We start from the raw sequence: 13,994 nt of genomic DNA on the forward strand, positions 1-13,994 counted from the left end.
AACACTTCCTACTCCCTACTCCCTAGGGGAGCATGTAAGTTTTTTTTAATCCCTGATTTAGATCCCCCTAAATCCCCCTTAATAAGGGGGACTTTTTAATCTAAAGGGGGACTTTTTAATCTAATTCCCCCCTTTTTTAAGGGGGGTTAGGGGGGATCTATATACCTAATTATAAAGGTGATCTACTCCCTACTCCCTACTCCCTAATCCCTTCAATGCTTACATTGGAGCTGCTAGCAAGTAGCCATAAACGGATTCAATACCATTAACCTTAGACAAAACCTCAGCATCCAAACTTCTTAGACGCTTTAACTCAGTCTCGCGATTCACTTGATTAGATTCTTTTTGCTCTACCAAATTATCCAACTCATCCTTCCGGGATTTAATGTCATCATTTAATCGTTTAATTACCTGGCGTTCATAATCATCAAAACACTCGTTGACCGCATCATGAATTGGTTGCCATTGCTCCTCAGCCAACTGGGGCAAATATTTCACCAACTCTTTCTTAGTAGCTTGAATTAATTGTTTGCGAGCTTGATCGGCTTGGAAAGCACCAACCCCTAGACCCATCAGAGCCACACCTATTGGTCCTATAAATGGTGTTGTTGTAAAAATCAATAAAAAGGCAGTAATTCCCCACACGGCTAACCAATTGACCAGAATATTTTTCCAATCAAACCCAGCACCAGCTAGAAACACACCAGCAACATTACCTGAAGCCAAGGATAAAAATCCCATCGCCCAACTAGCCCAGGCTGGTGAAGTGTCTGCTGAATCCATAGTGGTATTCGCGTAAACCTTTTTCCCAATCAACTTTTCAGTCATGGCATCGGCTATCTTACCATAGATTGCACCATAATTAGCGGCACTCCTAGCTAGTTCTAAAAACGCTTCACTTATGTCTTGCTCAGCGGTGACTTCCCAAGCCGAAATCTTTTCGTTAATGTACCGTTCAAAGGCTCGCTTAAATGCTGCATTAAACTCATCCCGTTTCCCCTGTCGCAGGAAATCCAGAAAGCCTAAATCTGGCTGATAGCGGACAAAGTCTGATTCAAAGGTATTGCCTAAATTTAAAATATAGTCCCGAAAGGAATTAGCGACAGCTTTTGCTGTACGGTTACGGGTAATTCGGATTTCTTCCTGAAATTGATCACGAATTTCCGTCAGTTTCTCAAATTCCGGTGCGACTTCACTAATCTGCTGTTTCAACTGATTAACATCCTGATCCAGCAATGGAATCCGCCGTTCAATTGCTTCATGGACATGGTTATAGACTTGCTGGGCTAGGATTTTAGCTTGGCGCATTTCTGCGATCGCACGTTCTTTGGTTAAAAATGAATTAAGTGCTGCCATCAATTCAGGAAATCCCGTTCCTTCAAGAGAATCCTCAGAATTTTTAACCCGCCGACGCAACGCCATCAATGAAGAGATTTCAAAGACTCGTTTCTGATAAGTCTGTGCTTCTACCTGAAAATAATCCATCAGGTTAGCTTGGAAGACTTGACGGAGTTTTTCCTCAGCTGCTGCCAGTTCTTCGGAGTCTTCCGGGTCAATCAATCCCTTACGAATCTCATCCCAAGCGTTGATTAAAAAGAAAACTGTTAATCCCCGACCTTTAAGATAATTTTCGATATAACGACGTTCTTCTAGAGTACAGGGCTGAGTTGCTTTGAGGACAAACAGGATAGCGTGACAATTATTAATGTAACTGAGGGATAACTCATTGCGCGCTTCCGTATCATTCAGTCCTGGACTATCTACAATTTCAATCCCTTTTTCTAGCAACGGTAAGGGATATTGCACCACGGCATGACTAACATTGGGAAACGCTAGCTTCTCCTCTTGTTGTAGTCGCTTGGCTTGATCTGGGTCGATGGTATAGCGATGCTTAAAACTTTCTAAATCAATTTCTTGGGGTAGTGTCTCATCATTAAAGTACACTGTAACTTTCTTTTGAGCACCATAGCGTAAAACTGTCAGCAAAGCTGTACAAGGATTGACATCACTGGGCAGTAAGTTCTCACCAATTAAGGCATTGAGGAATGTACTTTTTCCCCGCTTCATATCCCCTAACACTAGTAGTCGGAATCGCCCCTGCTGTAAATTTTTACTGACTTTATAGATATCTTCAATATCTCTCTCTAAGCCTAATTTACCGGAATTATGCTCCCCTGCGGATTCCGATTGCTCAAGAGTTTTATTGATTTGATTTAAATTACTGGCGATTTCAGCACGAACTCTGGCAACGCGATCGAGATCATGGATAAAATTTGTGGTTTCCATTTTAGTACTCATATTTATTTTGCTTTTAGCTAATTAATGGTTTCAAAGGGAACAGGTAACAGGGAGTAGGGAGTAGGGAGTAGGGAGTAGGGAGTAGGGAGTAGGGAGTAGGGAGTAGGGAGTAGGGAACAAAACTTATCACAATTAATTAATTGTTCATTCCTATATATTTTACCAACTATTTATTAGAAAAATTAATTATAATACTATTCAATTAGTTAGTTTATGTTAAACTATTGTGGTCTTGGTAATTTATAAATAAATTTAACCTTATTGCCTTTTTGTTTTGTTATTCAGGCGTCATCTTTCCAGAAAATTTCGTACCCTAACCAGGCAATTCCTCCAACTATCATGACTAGGGCAAGCCAATAAGCGACTCTAATGGTGACAACAACGGCAATGACAACGGCTAAGAATTTCCCGAATCTAGCTAGCTTTCTGCCCCACTTTTTTAGTTTACCTTCAGGTTTTTCATGCTTCTGGGTTTGATGCACTTGTGGTTCCTGTTGATAAATTTCCGTTTCCATTTCCCGGAGTCGAAGGTCTCGCTCCCGTTGCTGGAGTTCTCGTTCTCGAAGCTCAAGGTCTTTAGCTTTTTCTTCTTTGGAATTCATCGGGTTTTCCTGAGTTGACTGAAAATTTCCTGGTTGACTGACAAATCTAGTCTGATGCTTCTGTCATGGATTGACAGTACCCACAGGGGTACTTTTATCATTAGTCATTAGCTACTATAGCAATTCTAAATTGATTCAATATAGCTCATAAGTATGATCAAGCCTATAGTTTTTACTATAGCGCTACGCGCAAGTCAGAAGTCAGAAGTCAGAAGTCAGAAGTCAGAAGTCAGAAGTCAGAAGTCAGAAGTCAGAAGTCAGAAGTCAGAAGTCAGAAGTCAGAAGTCAGAAGTCAGAAGTCAGAAGTCAGAAGTCAGAAGTAACCTATGACTAAGTTTGCTGAGTTTAGGAATGTCAAACATCTGAATGGGTAGTGCTATAAAACCTCCTTTCCATATAGTGCTGAGTAAGACTTGTGACTGTTCACAACTAGAGAGGTTACAGTTGATAGGTTACAGTAATAGAGTTCCCGGAGAATCTGGTCTGATGAACAGCAGGATGTCTAATATCCTCAGGACTTACTTAGAATTGCTTGAATTACATGGAAAATGAACCATTACAGGCAAATACAACACCCTTTTTCCATTTGTCCGTATTGAGTCAGGAATTAATTGAGGGACTAGCGATCTGTCCGGGTGGTCATTACTTAGATGCCACTGTGGGTGGTGGTGGACACACTGAGTTAATTTTAGCAGCAGCACCGGATGTGGAGGTTACAGCTATTGACCGGGATGCTAATGCGATCGCAGCCGCCAAGACCAGGTTAGCCAGTTATGGCGGAAGAGTTCACTTCTGGCAGGGAAATTTTGCCGAATATCAGTCTAATGATAGGGTATTTGATGGTATTATTGCGGATTTAGGCGTCAGTTCAGCTCAGCTAGATTTACCAGAGCGAGGCTTTAGTTTTCGCCATACTGCTGAGTTAGATATGCGGATGGACCAAAGCCAGTCTCTGACGGCAAAGGATGTTATTAATCATTGGGGTGAGGTACGGCTAGCGGATGCTTTTTATAAGTATGGGGAAGAACGGTTATCCCGGCGGATGGCACGCCGGATTGTTGAGAAGCGTCCGTTTCAAACAACCACTGAATTAGCGAATGCGATCGCATCTTGTGTTCCCCCGAAATACCGCTATGGCAGAATTCACCCAGCGACTCGGGTGTTTCAAGCCCTACGGATTGTCGTCAACCAGGAACTTGATAGCCTCGAAACCTTCCTCGACATTGCCCCCCATTGGCTGAAACCAGGAGGAAGACTTGGAATTATCAGTTTTCACAGCTTGGAAGACCGGATTGTTAAGCACAAATTCCGGGAGTTGTCAAAGAATTGCTCACTATTGCGAGTGCTAAGCAAAAAGCCAACTGTAGCACAAGCTGAAGAAATCCAGCTTAACCCTCGTGCTCGTTCAGCAAAACTCAGATTCGCAGAGCGACGAGACTTGAGCATTCAAGAGTGATCCACTCAGCCCTCTAGTCTCGGGATGGGGCAGGTGCTAACAGTCCAGCCAAGGAACCCAAAGAACCAGTGCCAATCCCCACCAGGATATCAGGAACATCCTTACCCGCCACAGCTAGTCCGATGGCACCTGTAACAGTTACCAGCATGGTACCGCCCAAGGCACTGACCACAATCCGGTAAATCCAACGGTCTGTTTCTAGAGGTGGACCAAGCCTACGGATGGTTTCCACTGGGTCTCTCTTGATTTCTTCCGCAAGTTCTGGATCTTTAGATACCCGTTCTACTAGTTCATTCATTGATTTAACTGGTTTCATGATAGTGAGCTTTTTGTGAATCTAAAACTTAATACAGCTTGATTGGTCTCATTTCCTGATGTTTAGGGATTAGACTTCGCGGCAGTTGTGGGGAATCGGGCATCGGGAATCGGGAATCGGGAATCGGGAATTGGGAATCGGGAATCGGGGAAAACAATTGAGGCAAACAGTATGATAGAAGCGATCCAGCGACCTAGTGTTGTCACCCGATTACACCATCTTTGAACTCTCTCCAGTTAAACTACTACTGATACTAAAGATCTGGCACGAGTACAAAAAAACTTAATAACGGACGTGATAACAATCAATTTCAGTACTGAAAGCGTCAAATCTTATCACTACTCCCTACTCCCTACTCCCGTCTTGATGCAGTCGCTCATGGGGGAAACCCCCAAGACCGCGCTGCATCGCTACTCCCTACTCCCTACTCCCTACTCCCTACTCCCTATTCCCTTCCCTCTATGACTGATTTACTGGAAAACCTCTACAATGCCTTTGACCCCTCCCAACCGTTACCCGCAGGAGACCCGGTTTATGTCGATTGTCGGGAAGTGCGGGGGGATGGAGAGATCCAGGTGGATTTAGGGAAAGAGATGTTGCTTTCTAAGCGAGAGACCTATCATTTATATGGAGGTCATCGGGGGGCAGGAAAATCTACAGAATTGTTCCGATTGAAGCAATATTTGGAACAAAATAACTTCTATGTGGTGTATTTTGCCGCAGATGAAGAAGATGTGGACTCCGAAGATACTCAATATACCGATATTCTGCTCGCCTGTACTCGCCATTTGCTCGAAGACCTCAAGGACAGTGCTAATCCCAAGCCGTTGCTGAACTGGCTGGAAAGCCGCTGGCAAGAGTTGAAAGATTTGGCCTTGACTGAATTAGCATTTGATGGACTAAGTGTAGAAGCAAAAATTTCTCAGTATGGCAAGCTAACGGCTAATTTAAGAGCTGTACCAACCTTGCGTCAACAGATTCGACAGAAAATTAATCCCCACACGGTTACTCTCCTAAAGGCTTTGAATCAGTTTATTACAGAAGCCAAACAGAACTTACCAGCTGGATGTACTAAATTAGCAGTGATTGCGGATAATTTAGACCGGATTGTCCCAGTTATCCAAGAGAGTAACCAAACTAATCATGAAGAAATTTTTTTAGACCGTAGTGAACAATTAACGGGATTAAAGTGCCATATTATCTACACAGTTCCGATTTCAATGCTGTACTCCAAGCGAGCTAATGATTTGCGAGAAATCTATGGTGATGCCCAGGTGTTACCGATGATTATGGTACGAACTAAAGAGGGTAACCTCTATCAGCCTGGATTCAATAAAGTTAAAGAAGTGATTAGCAAGCGAGTCGGTCAATTTGCTCCCACTCGCTCCCTAGAAACTGACATATTTGAAAGTCCAGAAGCCTTAGAGCGCTTGTGTCTTATGAGTGGAGGTCATGTGCGGAATTTGCTATTATTAATCCAAACCGCCATTGCTCGCACCGAAACCTTACCCATTTCCCTCAGAGCAGTGCAACGATCCATTACTGATGCACGAGATACCTATCGCCGAACGGTTCAGGATGGACAATGGTCGGTTTTAGCTGATGTTTACCGCTCCAAGCAGATACACAATAATAACCAGTATCGTCAGTTATTATTTAATCGCTGTTTGTTAGAGTATCAATACTTCGATGACGAAGGAGAAAGACAGTGTTGGTACGATGTTCATCCCCTGATTAAAGGGATTCGGGAATTTAAAGACGCCTATGCTCAACTAGACTCACAGCAGTAAGGTAGCCAAAAGGCAGGTGAGTGCATCTGTGTATCTGGCGTTGCTGAATCAAGGAATGAATGCGCGATCATCTGGTTTTGTTAAAGCCCCCTAAATCCCCCAATTTTGGGGGACTTTGAGAGTTTTATCACTCCCAAAATTTGGCACAATCATACCCAAAATCAACAAGGGCACCTATCTCCCTATCTCCCTATCTCCCCACACTCTTCCCACTACTCCCTGCTCCGAAGTCCCTGCTCCGAAGTCCCTACTCCCTACTCCCTACTCCCTACTCCCTACTCCCTTACAACCAATGCTAAACCTTATAGATGCGGACGAGGATTTACCGCCAGCGAGTCCAGAAGAACAATACCAAGACTTACTCCGTGCCCTCCGAAGGCGCAGAGGTTTCGGATTATTATTTGTCCGTTGTTCTCCCGTAGAAGCAGAGAAGTTGGTTAAGCAGGTTAAGCAGGATTTATCTCAGAAAACAATAGAGATGTTGCGCTTCGAGGAACCGATTGATAATTTATACGGCATTGTTCAGGATATCCCCGACCGCAAGCAGATCAATTTTTTATTCATCCAAGGTCTAGAATATTCGTTTTATAAGTATGAAGAGACGAAACGTCAGCAGGGATGGGATAGCGAAGCAATTTATTCCTATAGTTGGAAAGGGGTTCCTCATATTTTAAATCATCTCAACCAACACAGAGAACGGTTTCGAGATGATTTTAAGATTTGTTTTGTATTTCTATTACGGCCATTTGTGCTGAATTACTTTATCCACCGTGCTCCCGACTTTTTTGACTGGCGTTCTGGTTTGTTTGACTTTCCTAGCAAATCAGAGGAGTGTCAACAAGAAGACTTTCAGCATCAGTCTTTGAATCCTGAAGAACGAAGTAAAAAAATTATTGCTATTGAACAACGCCTGGAAGCAAAGCATGAAACTCCTGAAGAGCAAGCCGATTTACTAGTTGAACTAGGCATCCTACTGGTTGCTGCCCAAGAGTATGAAGATGCGATCGCTAACTTTGACAAAGCTTTGGAAATTAAACCGGATGATCACCAAGCTTGGTACAGCCGGGGGGTTGCCCTATCGATATTAGGACGTTTGGAAGCAGGGATTGATTCCTTTGACCAAGCTGTCAAAATTAAACCCGATCACCACAAAGCTTGCTACAACCGGGGGATTGCCCTATTGGATTTAGGAAAAAACGAAGCAGCGATTGCATCCTATGACCAAGCTTTAAAAATTAAACATGATGACCACGAAGCTTGGTACAACCGGGGGAATGCTTTACAGAAATTAGGACAAAATAAAGCAGCGATTAAATCCTTTGATAAAGCTGTGAAAATTAAACATGATTACCACAAAGCTTGGAATAAACGGGGGATTGCTCTATCGGATTTAGGACGAAAAAAAGCAGCCATTAAATCCTTTGATAAAGCTTTGAAAATTAAACCCGATTACCACCTAGCTTGGTACAACCGGGGAGTTAACCTACAGAAATTAGGACAAAATGAAGCAGCGATTGAGTCCTATGATAAAGCTTTGAAAATTAAACCCGATTACCACGTAGCTTGGTATAACCGGGGGGTTACCTTATTGGCATTAGGACGAAATGAAGCAGCGATTAAATCCTATGATAAAGCTTTGAAAATTAAACCCGATTTTTACCAAGCTTGGAACAACCGGGGGATTGCCTTATGGAAATTAGGACAAAATGAAGCAGCGATTAAATCCTATGATAAAGCTTTGAAAATTAAACCCGATTTTTACCAAGCTTGGAACAACCGAGGGATTGCCCTACCGAAATTAGGAAGAAAGGAAGCAGCGATTGAGTCCTATGACCAAGCTGTGAAACTTAAACCCGATCACCACCAAGCTTGATACAACAAAGCCTGCTTTTATGCCTTACAAGGAAATATAGACTTAGCCCTTGATAACTTGCAACAGGCAATTACTCTCAATCCTGAAGAATATCGAGAGATGGCAAAAACTGACTCAGATTTTGACAGCATTCGCTCAGATCAGCGATTTCAGGGGTTGATTGATATCAAGTCGGGAGTCGGGAGTCCGGAGTCGGGAGTCGGGAGTCGGGAGTCGGAAGTCGGGAGTCGGAAGTAGGGAATAGGGAATCGGGAATAAAAACGTGTCTTAACCTTTACTTCGACTGCTATCAATAGACTTCTTGCAGAAGTCGGGAACAGGGAACAGGGAACAGGGAACAGTGGACAAGAATTGACGCAAACACTATTAGAAAAACACTTTTGCAAGAGGTCTAATTGAGGAAAAGACTATTGCTCCTGTGAAACACCACAATTACATCGCCATTATCAAATCCCTATTACCAATTAACAACTCTAACAATGGGTGTAGAGGAAGAATTGCTAATACCAATATTAAACTATACTCTTGCTCCCCATCTCCCCATCTCCCTATCTCCCTATCTCCCTATCTCCCCATCTCCCCATCTCCCCATCTCCCCATCTCCCCATCTCCCCACACCCGACGCTATCGCTTATTCCAATTGCCGTTCCGAGGGTGTTGTGGTGTCCAGCAACCGTTCAAAGGTACCAGAATTGACGATCAAATACAACAATCCAGCAAACACTAGAAGAGCTAGAAGCATGGAACAACCGCGCATATAGTTCTCCTCCTTTAATTGATGAGCACTATCAGCATTCCACAAGGTTGTCACCTTAGCGGACAGGCAATTACCGTCAAAGCAACAACCCTGCGGGGTTAAAAGCAACAGAGTTAAATAGGTTTAAACCTAATATTTTCCGCTACTGAATTAATTGTAATTAATTATGGTCATCAAATACCATTTTTGTATCAATTTTTCATTAACTGTGTAACGAAGTGTGAAAACCTAAGCATTCAGCCGTCAGCTATCAGCTAAAGGCCTTGGCCTATGGCCACGCTACGCGAATGGCCACGCTAGGCGAACAGCTATCAGTGTCGAAGTCTGTGCCAAGCTGTTCGGTGTAGCGTGCGCGTAGCACATATGCTTACATCTCAGTTCCCTGGCCTTTTGGCCTTTTGGCCACGCTACGCGAACGGCCACGCTACGCGAATGCCCAAGGGAGGAATTCATAGTCTTTGGCTTTGAGTCCGTTGAACTCGTCAGCCGAATAGCTTGTTTTAAGCTGATAGCTGACAGCTGACAGCTGACGGCTTACCTAAATACTTTGCCAAGAGGTATATTAGATAACAGATTTACTGTCTTGGTGACAGGATTTTTGACAAATCGATAATGATTTATATATTACCGGTTTCACAAAATACTTAATTTTAATAATTTATTAATTAAATCTTTACAGTATGGTAATTGGTGAAACCAGATAGGGCTAGAAAAGATAGTGTAACTAGTTAATCACTAACTAGTTAAAAATTCAATTGACAACATATAGTATAAAAAATCAGCAAGATGTCGTAAAAATTAGCAATTTTGAAAAGATAGGCTCGTTTTTAATTAAAATTTGAGTTAATTTAACTCGGCAATAAATCTAAGTGATAAACCAAAGCCGTTGATGGCATCAGGGTGCTGAGCATTTCATAGTTGTATTACTGTATTTCAGAGTGTATTTCGAGTAGTAAATGGAATTCCTTGAACTAATGAAGGGTGTTGCTCTAGAGCCAACTGACAATTCACTTAGCACTGACCTGAAGGATGCCAACTTAAGGGGTGCTGACTTAAGGGGTGCTGACTTAAGGGGTGCTGACTTAAGCAGAGCTGACCTAAGTGATGCCAATCTTAACGGTGCCCTGCTCAACGGAGCTGATTTGAGTCGTGCCTACCTCAGATGTGCAGATCTCAGTGATGCCAACCTGAGTAATGCCAACTTGATGGGTAGTTACCTCAGTCGTGCTGACCTCAGTCATGCTAACCTAGGTGGTGCCAACTTGAGTAATGCCAACCTAATTGGTAGTCCCGCAACTAAACCCCAATAAATAGGTATAAAACAGTATTTAACTGTATAAAACCGACATTGACATTTTGCTAGCGCTAGAGTACACTTAAGATGTAGGACACAGTCAGTTAACAATGCCAAGTTAAGAATTAAGAATTAAGAATTAAGAATTAAGAATTAAGAATTAAGAATTAAGAATTAAGAATTAAGAATTAAGAATTAAGAATTAAGAATTAAGAATTAAGAATTAAGAATTAAGAATTAAGAATCTAGCGTTTCAAATACTTATGAAGTAAATTCAATGTTCTTACCCCTACTCCCTACTCCCTACTCCCTACTCCCTACTTCCTACTCCCTATTCCCTATTCCCTGTTCCCTGGGCGTAGCCCTATAAAAAATGACAATAATTAAACTAACGGAGTATCAGCCAGATAAGATCCCACGCTACCAGATTCCAGAATCGGTAATCGATGAATTGCAGCAAAAATACAGCAATCAGGTCACAGTAAATCTTGAATACTCCAAAAGCGGGGATTACTGGCAACTAACCTCTCAAGGATGGGTAGGTTATATTCCCCTAAGCAATGAACTGAGCATCCAACTCCAGCCGAAAGTCCCCCTAAACAATCTTTTCGGAATGCTGGACTATGCTTATAACCTTAGAAGCTTTCAGATTCTAGAGGGGTTGATTGATTGTAAATCTCTAGAAGAATTTTACGATTACCTGGTCAGTATCCTCATTAATGGCATACGCGATCGCATTCGCCAAGGACTCTACCGCACCTACATCCCTACAACTGGTCAACTAGCATACCTTCGGGGGCGTTTGGATGTACAGCAAACTATCCAGAAGCCATGGGATATCAAACTTAACTGCCATTACGACGAACATACTAGTGACATCGAAGATAATCAGATTATCGCCTGGACACTCCACTGTATCTCTCGCACGGGTTTATATAGCGCTAAGGTAAGTCCCATGTTGCGCCAAGCCTATCATGCCCTACAAAACCTTGTCACCCTACAACCTTATAGCGCTAGGGATTGTATCGGACGAAACTATAATCGGCTCAATCAGAATTACCAAAGGTTACATGTTCTTTGCCGCTTTTTTCTCGAACACAGCGGACCAAGTCATCAAACAGGTAGTCATACCATGTTGCCCTTTCTAGTTAACATGGCAAAACTCTATGAACGCTTTGTGGCTGAATGGTTAAAATCGCACTTACCTACTGGCTTTGGCATTAAGATACTCGAAAGAGTAGACATCGACAAGACATTATATTTTTACATTGATTTAGTACTGTACGAGATAGCGACTGAGAAAACATGCTGCATTCTCGATACTAAGTATAAAATCCCTATTAGTCCATCTCGTGATGACTTTAACCAAGTAGTAATCTATGCCATCACACAAGATTGCCAAGAGGCAGTTTTAGTATATCCAGCTCCTTTAACTCAACCCCTTGATGTTAAAATTCGTGATATTCGAGTCCGCAGCTTGACGTTTTCTCTGGATGGGAATTTGGAAGAAGCTGGTGAACTATTCCTAAAGAAATTAACAGGATTTACTTAGAACTGGGAAGCACACCCTACAGGTAGAGTGACTAATGATTCAACAGACTTGATATCATTCATCATTGGCCAATTCCTCAACGCCCTGATGAATTACGATTGGTGTTCCCACAGAGGCCCAATCAAATAACCACTCAGCATGATCCACAGCTACATTCACACAGCCATGACTTACTGGCGTACCAAACTTACGATGCCAGTATGCCCCATGGATAGCATAGCCTCGGTGGTAATACATCGCATAAGGTACATTGGCCAGATCGTAATCTGCACCACGCATTCTGTCCTTGCGACGCTTGGATTGAATCGTGAATGTACCAGGATGGGTAGGTGTTGAATCTTTACCAGTGGAGACAATTATTGCATAAACCGGTTGTCTACCTTCCCAAGCAATCAGCCTTTGATTGGTTAGGTCTATCTCAATCCAGCGTTCCTCTGAATCTTGTAGTTCCATCACTCTGGTAGCGATTTGCTCACTCACAGGATTGGTCAACGCTGGTGTTGTCCAGACAGCCAAGGCGATTAGCATCAGTGGTAAACTGGCAAACCAGGTTCTTAAGGGATTTAGCCAGTGGAAAAACATATAACCTTAGCAGTCAATCAAAGTCAATCAAACAAATCACCAACATCATAGCCTCAACTCAGAGAATCAGGGGCTAATCGTTGCTTGAGCTGTTTTGCTCGTTTTGCGATCGCATTCCAATTCCCCCCATCAATCAGGGATTTAGGAAACAAATTCCCAGAAAGACCCACAGCGATCGCTCCGATATTAATCAATTCCTGAGCATTGTCTATCGTAACACCACCAGTAGGGATTAACGGGATGTGACCGAGTGGCCCAAGTAAGGCTTTGATGTAACTAGCACCACCGACCGCCTGAATCGGAAACACCTTAACACAGCTAGCACCAGCATCCCAAGCTGTCACAATTTCTGTGGGGGAAAGTGCTCCGGGAACCACTGGCACGTTAGCAGCTACCGCTGCTTTAATAACTGCTGTATCTACATGGGGACTAAAGATAAACTGCGCTCCAACATCAATTGCCTGATGTAACTGAGATTGGTTTAAGATGGTGCCAGTACCGATGATACAGTTGGGTAATTCTCTATGGAGCTGACTAATCAGCTCAGGAGCATCAGCGCTATTCCAGGTAATTTCAATTAACCGTATACCCCCAGTGGCTACTGTCTTAGCCATCTGATCTCCTAAGGATTTCGAGGATGCTCGAATCACAGCAATTACTCGCTGCTGTTGTAATAGGTTTAACCAGTTATCAGTCCTCAATTCTAGTTACCATTAGTTAACCTCAACACCCTTGTGCGTTCCCGTAGCGTGACCTACGGTCAAATCGCATCTGCATAACTAGCAACTTGGGTTAATAAAATTTATATGACTATATATAGAAAATGAAAATACAAGATTGAGACATTATTTAGCAAGACTACATCGACGCACTCTGTGCTACTCTAAATCTGAAGAAGCGATGCAGCGCGGTCTTGGGGGTCTCTCCCCACTCGCGCTTTGCATCAATAAAATCTTGGATTTATCAATTAGGCTTCTTGTTTATTATTTAAATTATCATAAAATTCTCCTTTATGGTTAAATCATTTCGATATTCAGCAACGCCCAATTTTGAGACAGTGTTTTTAAGTTCACTGAGCAATTGCGCTAGTCAGGTAAGTTACGATGGTTTTATACTGGATGCGCGGAAAGTTAATCTATGAGCCTAGTTTTAGAACGTGAGACACCGCCTTTGCGAGAAGATGAAACCGGAGCGATTCGAGTTGGAAATTCAAGGGTTTTGCTAGAGACTGTTATTCGAGCGTTTCAAGATGGTGCATCTCCTGAGTCTATTGTGCATCGATACTCGACTCTATCTTTGTCCGATGTTTACAATACAATTGGCTACTACCTTCGACACCAAGATGCGGTAGAAACATACTTAAATCAGAGAGAGCAGTTAGCTGAATCAGTGCAGCAACGTTTGTCTAGTATCCAACCTGATCTCAGCTTAATTCGTACCCGTTTGCTATCTCAGCAGAATCAGTAGAAACGGT

At 42.7% G+C, this 13,994-nt stretch carries 16 protein-coding genes and 1 pseudogene; 9 read left to right on the plus strand and 8 right to left on the minus strand.

Annotated elements, in window-relative coordinates:
• Positions 1-219: 219 nt before the first annotated feature.
• Positions 220-2,298: a dynamin family protein gene (locus tag F6K57_RS05540; RefSeq protein ID WP_293065565.1), complete on the minus strand. Its 2,079-nt coding sequence runs from the start codon at positions 2,296-2,298 to the stop codon at positions 220-222.
• Between the two features lie 281 nt (positions 2,299-2,579).
• Positions 2,580-2,900: a hypothetical protein gene (locus tag F6K57_RS05545; RefSeq protein ID WP_293065567.1), complete on the minus strand. Its 321-nt coding sequence runs from the start codon at positions 2,898-2,900 to the stop codon at positions 2,580-2,582.
• 153 nt (positions 2,901-3,053) lie between these two features.
• On the opposite strand from F6K57_RS05545, the gene F6K57_RS05550 reads away from it, so the two are divergent.
• Together F6K57_RS05550 and rsmH are read left to right on the plus strand one after the other, a co-directional pair.
• Positions 3,054-3,230, plus strand: coding sequence for a hypothetical protein (locus F6K57_RS05550; protein WP_293025918.1), 177 nt, complete (start codon positions 3,054-3,056; stop codon positions 3,228-3,230).
• A 211-nt stretch (positions 3,231-3,441) separates the two neighbouring features.
• Positions 3,442-4,356 (plus strand): 16S rRNA (cytosine(1402)-N(4))-methyltransferase RsmH, encoded by a 915-nt coding sequence (rsmH, locus tag F6K57_RS05555; RefSeq protein ID WP_293065570.1) that lies wholly within the window; start codon positions 3,442-3,444, stop codon positions 4,354-4,356.
• A 13-nt stretch (positions 4,357-4,369) separates the two neighbouring features.
• On the opposite strand, the gene F6K57_RS05560 is transcribed toward rsmH, so the two are convergent.
• Positions 4,370-4,672 (minus strand): hypothetical protein, encoded by a 303-nt coding sequence (locus F6K57_RS05560; protein ID WP_070393038.1) that lies wholly within the window; start codon positions 4,670-4,672, stop codon positions 4,370-4,372.
• A gap of 62 nt (positions 4,673-4,734) precedes the next feature.
• Positions 4,735-4,878 (minus strand): hypothetical protein, encoded by a 144-nt coding sequence (locus tag F6K57_RS05565; RefSeq protein WP_293065575.1) that lies wholly within the window; start codon positions 4,876-4,878, stop codon positions 4,735-4,737.
• A gap of 88 nt (positions 4,879-4,966) precedes the next feature.
• Here F6K57_RS05565 and F6K57_RS05570 point away from each other — a divergent pair, with 88 nt between their 5' ends.
• The 3 genes from F6K57_RS05570 to F6K57_RS05580 all read left to right on the plus strand — a co-directional run bounded on the left by F6K57_RS05570 (position 4,967) and on the right by F6K57_RS05580 (position 8,335).
• Positions 4,967-5,137 carry a hypothetical protein gene (locus tag F6K57_RS05570; protein ID WP_293065578.1) on the plus strand — a complete coding sequence of 57 codons (171 nt, stop codon included), beginning with the start codon at positions 4,967-4,969 and terminating at the stop codon, positions 5,135-5,137.
• Positions 5,134-6,462, plus strand: coding sequence for an AAA family ATPase (locus F6K57_RS05575; protein WP_293065581.1), 1,329 nt, complete (start codon positions 5,134-5,136; stop codon positions 6,460-6,462). Before F6K57_RS05570 ends, F6K57_RS05575 begins: the two co-directional genes overlap by 4 nt.
• A 115-nt stretch (positions 6,463-6,577) precedes the next feature.
• Positions 6,578-8,335 (plus strand): tetratricopeptide repeat protein, encoded by a 1,758-nt coding sequence (locus F6K57_RS05580; RefSeq protein ID WP_293065584.1) that lies wholly within the window; start codon positions 6,578-6,580, stop codon positions 8,333-8,335.
• 149 nt (positions 8,336-8,484) lie between these two features.
• On the opposite strand, the gene F6K57_RS05585 is transcribed toward F6K57_RS05580, so the two are convergent.
• Positions 8,485-8,721, minus strand: coding sequence for a hypothetical protein (locus tag F6K57_RS05585; protein ID WP_293042135.1), 237 nt, complete (start codon positions 8,719-8,721; stop codon positions 8,485-8,487).
• A gap of 245 nt (positions 8,722-8,966) precedes the next feature.
• Entirely contained in the window at positions 8,967-9,137 is a 171-nt protein-coding gene (locus F6K57_RS05590; RefSeq protein WP_293065587.1) for a hypothetical protein, read from the minus strand.
• A gap of 911 nt (positions 9,138-10,048) precedes the next feature.
• Here F6K57_RS05590 and F6K57_RS05595 point away from each other — a divergent pair.
• Both F6K57_RS05595 and F6K57_RS05600 read left to right on the plus strand, forming a co-directional pair.
• Positions 10,049-10,402, plus strand: coding sequence for a pentapeptide repeat-containing protein (locus F6K57_RS05595; RefSeq protein WP_293065590.1), 354 nt, complete (start codon positions 10,049-10,051; stop codon positions 10,400-10,402).
• Between the two features lie 357 nt (positions 10,403-10,759).
• A complete protein-coding gene (locus F6K57_RS05600) occupies positions 10,760-11,938 on the plus strand; it encodes a restriction endonuclease (RefSeq protein WP_293065593.1) in 1,179 nt (392 codons plus the stop codon).
• Between the two features lie 54 nt (positions 11,939-11,992).
• Here F6K57_RS05600 and F6K57_RS05605 read toward each other — a convergent pair whose 3' ends face one another.
• On the minus strand, positions 11,993-12,466 hold the full coding sequence (locus F6K57_RS05605; protein ID WP_293065596.1) for a L,D-transpeptidase: 474 nt from the start codon (positions 12,464-12,466) through the stop codon (positions 11,993-11,995).
• A 107-nt stretch (positions 12,467-12,573) separates the two neighbouring features.
• The gene (locus F6K57_RS05610; protein ID WP_293065599.1) at positions 12,574-13,221 is read right to left on the minus strand and encodes a bifunctional 4-hydroxy-2-oxoglutarate aldolase/2-dehydro-3-deoxy-phosphogluconate aldolase; all 648 of its coding nucleotides are present in this window, start codon (positions 13,219-13,221) and stop codon (positions 12,574-12,576) included.
• Between the two features lie 115 nt (positions 13,222-13,336).
• Between F6K57_RS05610 and F6K57_RS05615 the strand changes: the two are divergent.
• Both F6K57_RS05615 and F6K57_RS05620 read left to right on the plus strand, forming a co-directional pair.
• Positions 13,337-13,540, plus strand: a pseudogene (locus F6K57_RS05615) (hypothetical protein); the annotation flags it as partial.
• A 117-nt stretch (positions 13,541-13,657) separates the two neighbouring features.
• Positions 13,658-13,987, plus strand: a complete 330-nt coding sequence (locus F6K57_RS05620; protein ID WP_070395498.1) for a DUF433 domain-containing protein — start codon at positions 13,658-13,660, stop codon at positions 13,985-13,987.
• Positions 13,988-13,994 lie beyond the last annotated feature (7 nt).

The organism is Moorena sp. SIO4A5 (genome assembly GCF_010672005.1).
In the GTDB taxonomy this organism is placed as follows: Bacteria; Cyanobacteriota; Cyanobacteriia; order Cyanobacteriales; family Coleofasciculaceae; genus Moorena.

Excerpts from the sequence above, each read along its gene's own strand:
- F6K57_RS05540 (WP_293065565.1), bottom strand. The coding sequence starts at position 2,298 with ATGAGTACTAAAATGGAAACCACAAATTTTATCCATGATCTCGATCGC.
- F6K57_RS05545 (WP_293065567.1), bottom strand. The coding sequence starts at position 2,900 with ATGAATTCCAAAGAAGAAAAAGCTAAAGACCTTGAGCTTCGAGAACGA.
- F6K57_RS05550 (WP_293025918.1), top strand. The coding sequence starts at position 3,054 with ATGATCAAGCCTATAGTTTTTACTATAGCGCTACGCGCAAGTCAGAAG.
- rsmH (WP_293065570.1), top strand. The coding sequence starts at position 3,442 with ATGGAAAATGAACCATTACAGGCAAATACAACACCCTTTTTCCATTTG.
- F6K57_RS05560 (WP_070393038.1), bottom strand. The coding sequence starts at position 4,672 with ATGAAACCAGTTAAATCAATGAATGAACTAGTAGAACGGGTATCTAAA.
- F6K57_RS05575 (WP_293065581.1), top strand. The coding sequence starts at position 5,134 with ATGACTGATTTACTGGAAAACCTCTACAATGCCTTTGACCCCTCCCAA.
- F6K57_RS05595 (WP_293065590.1), top strand. The coding sequence starts at position 10,049 with ATGGAATTCCTTGAACTAATGAAGGGTGTTGCTCTAGAGCCAACTGAC.
- F6K57_RS05600 (WP_293065593.1), top strand. The coding sequence starts at position 10,760 with ATGACAATAATTAAACTAACGGAGTATCAGCCAGATAAGATCCCACGC.
- F6K57_RS05605 (WP_293065596.1), bottom strand. The coding sequence starts at position 12,466 with ATGCTAATCGCCTTGGCTGTCTGGACAACACCAGCGTTGACCAATCCT.
- F6K57_RS05620 (WP_070395498.1), top strand. The coding sequence starts at position 13,658 with ATGAGCCTAGTTTTAGAACGTGAGACACCGCCTTTGCGAGAAGATGAA.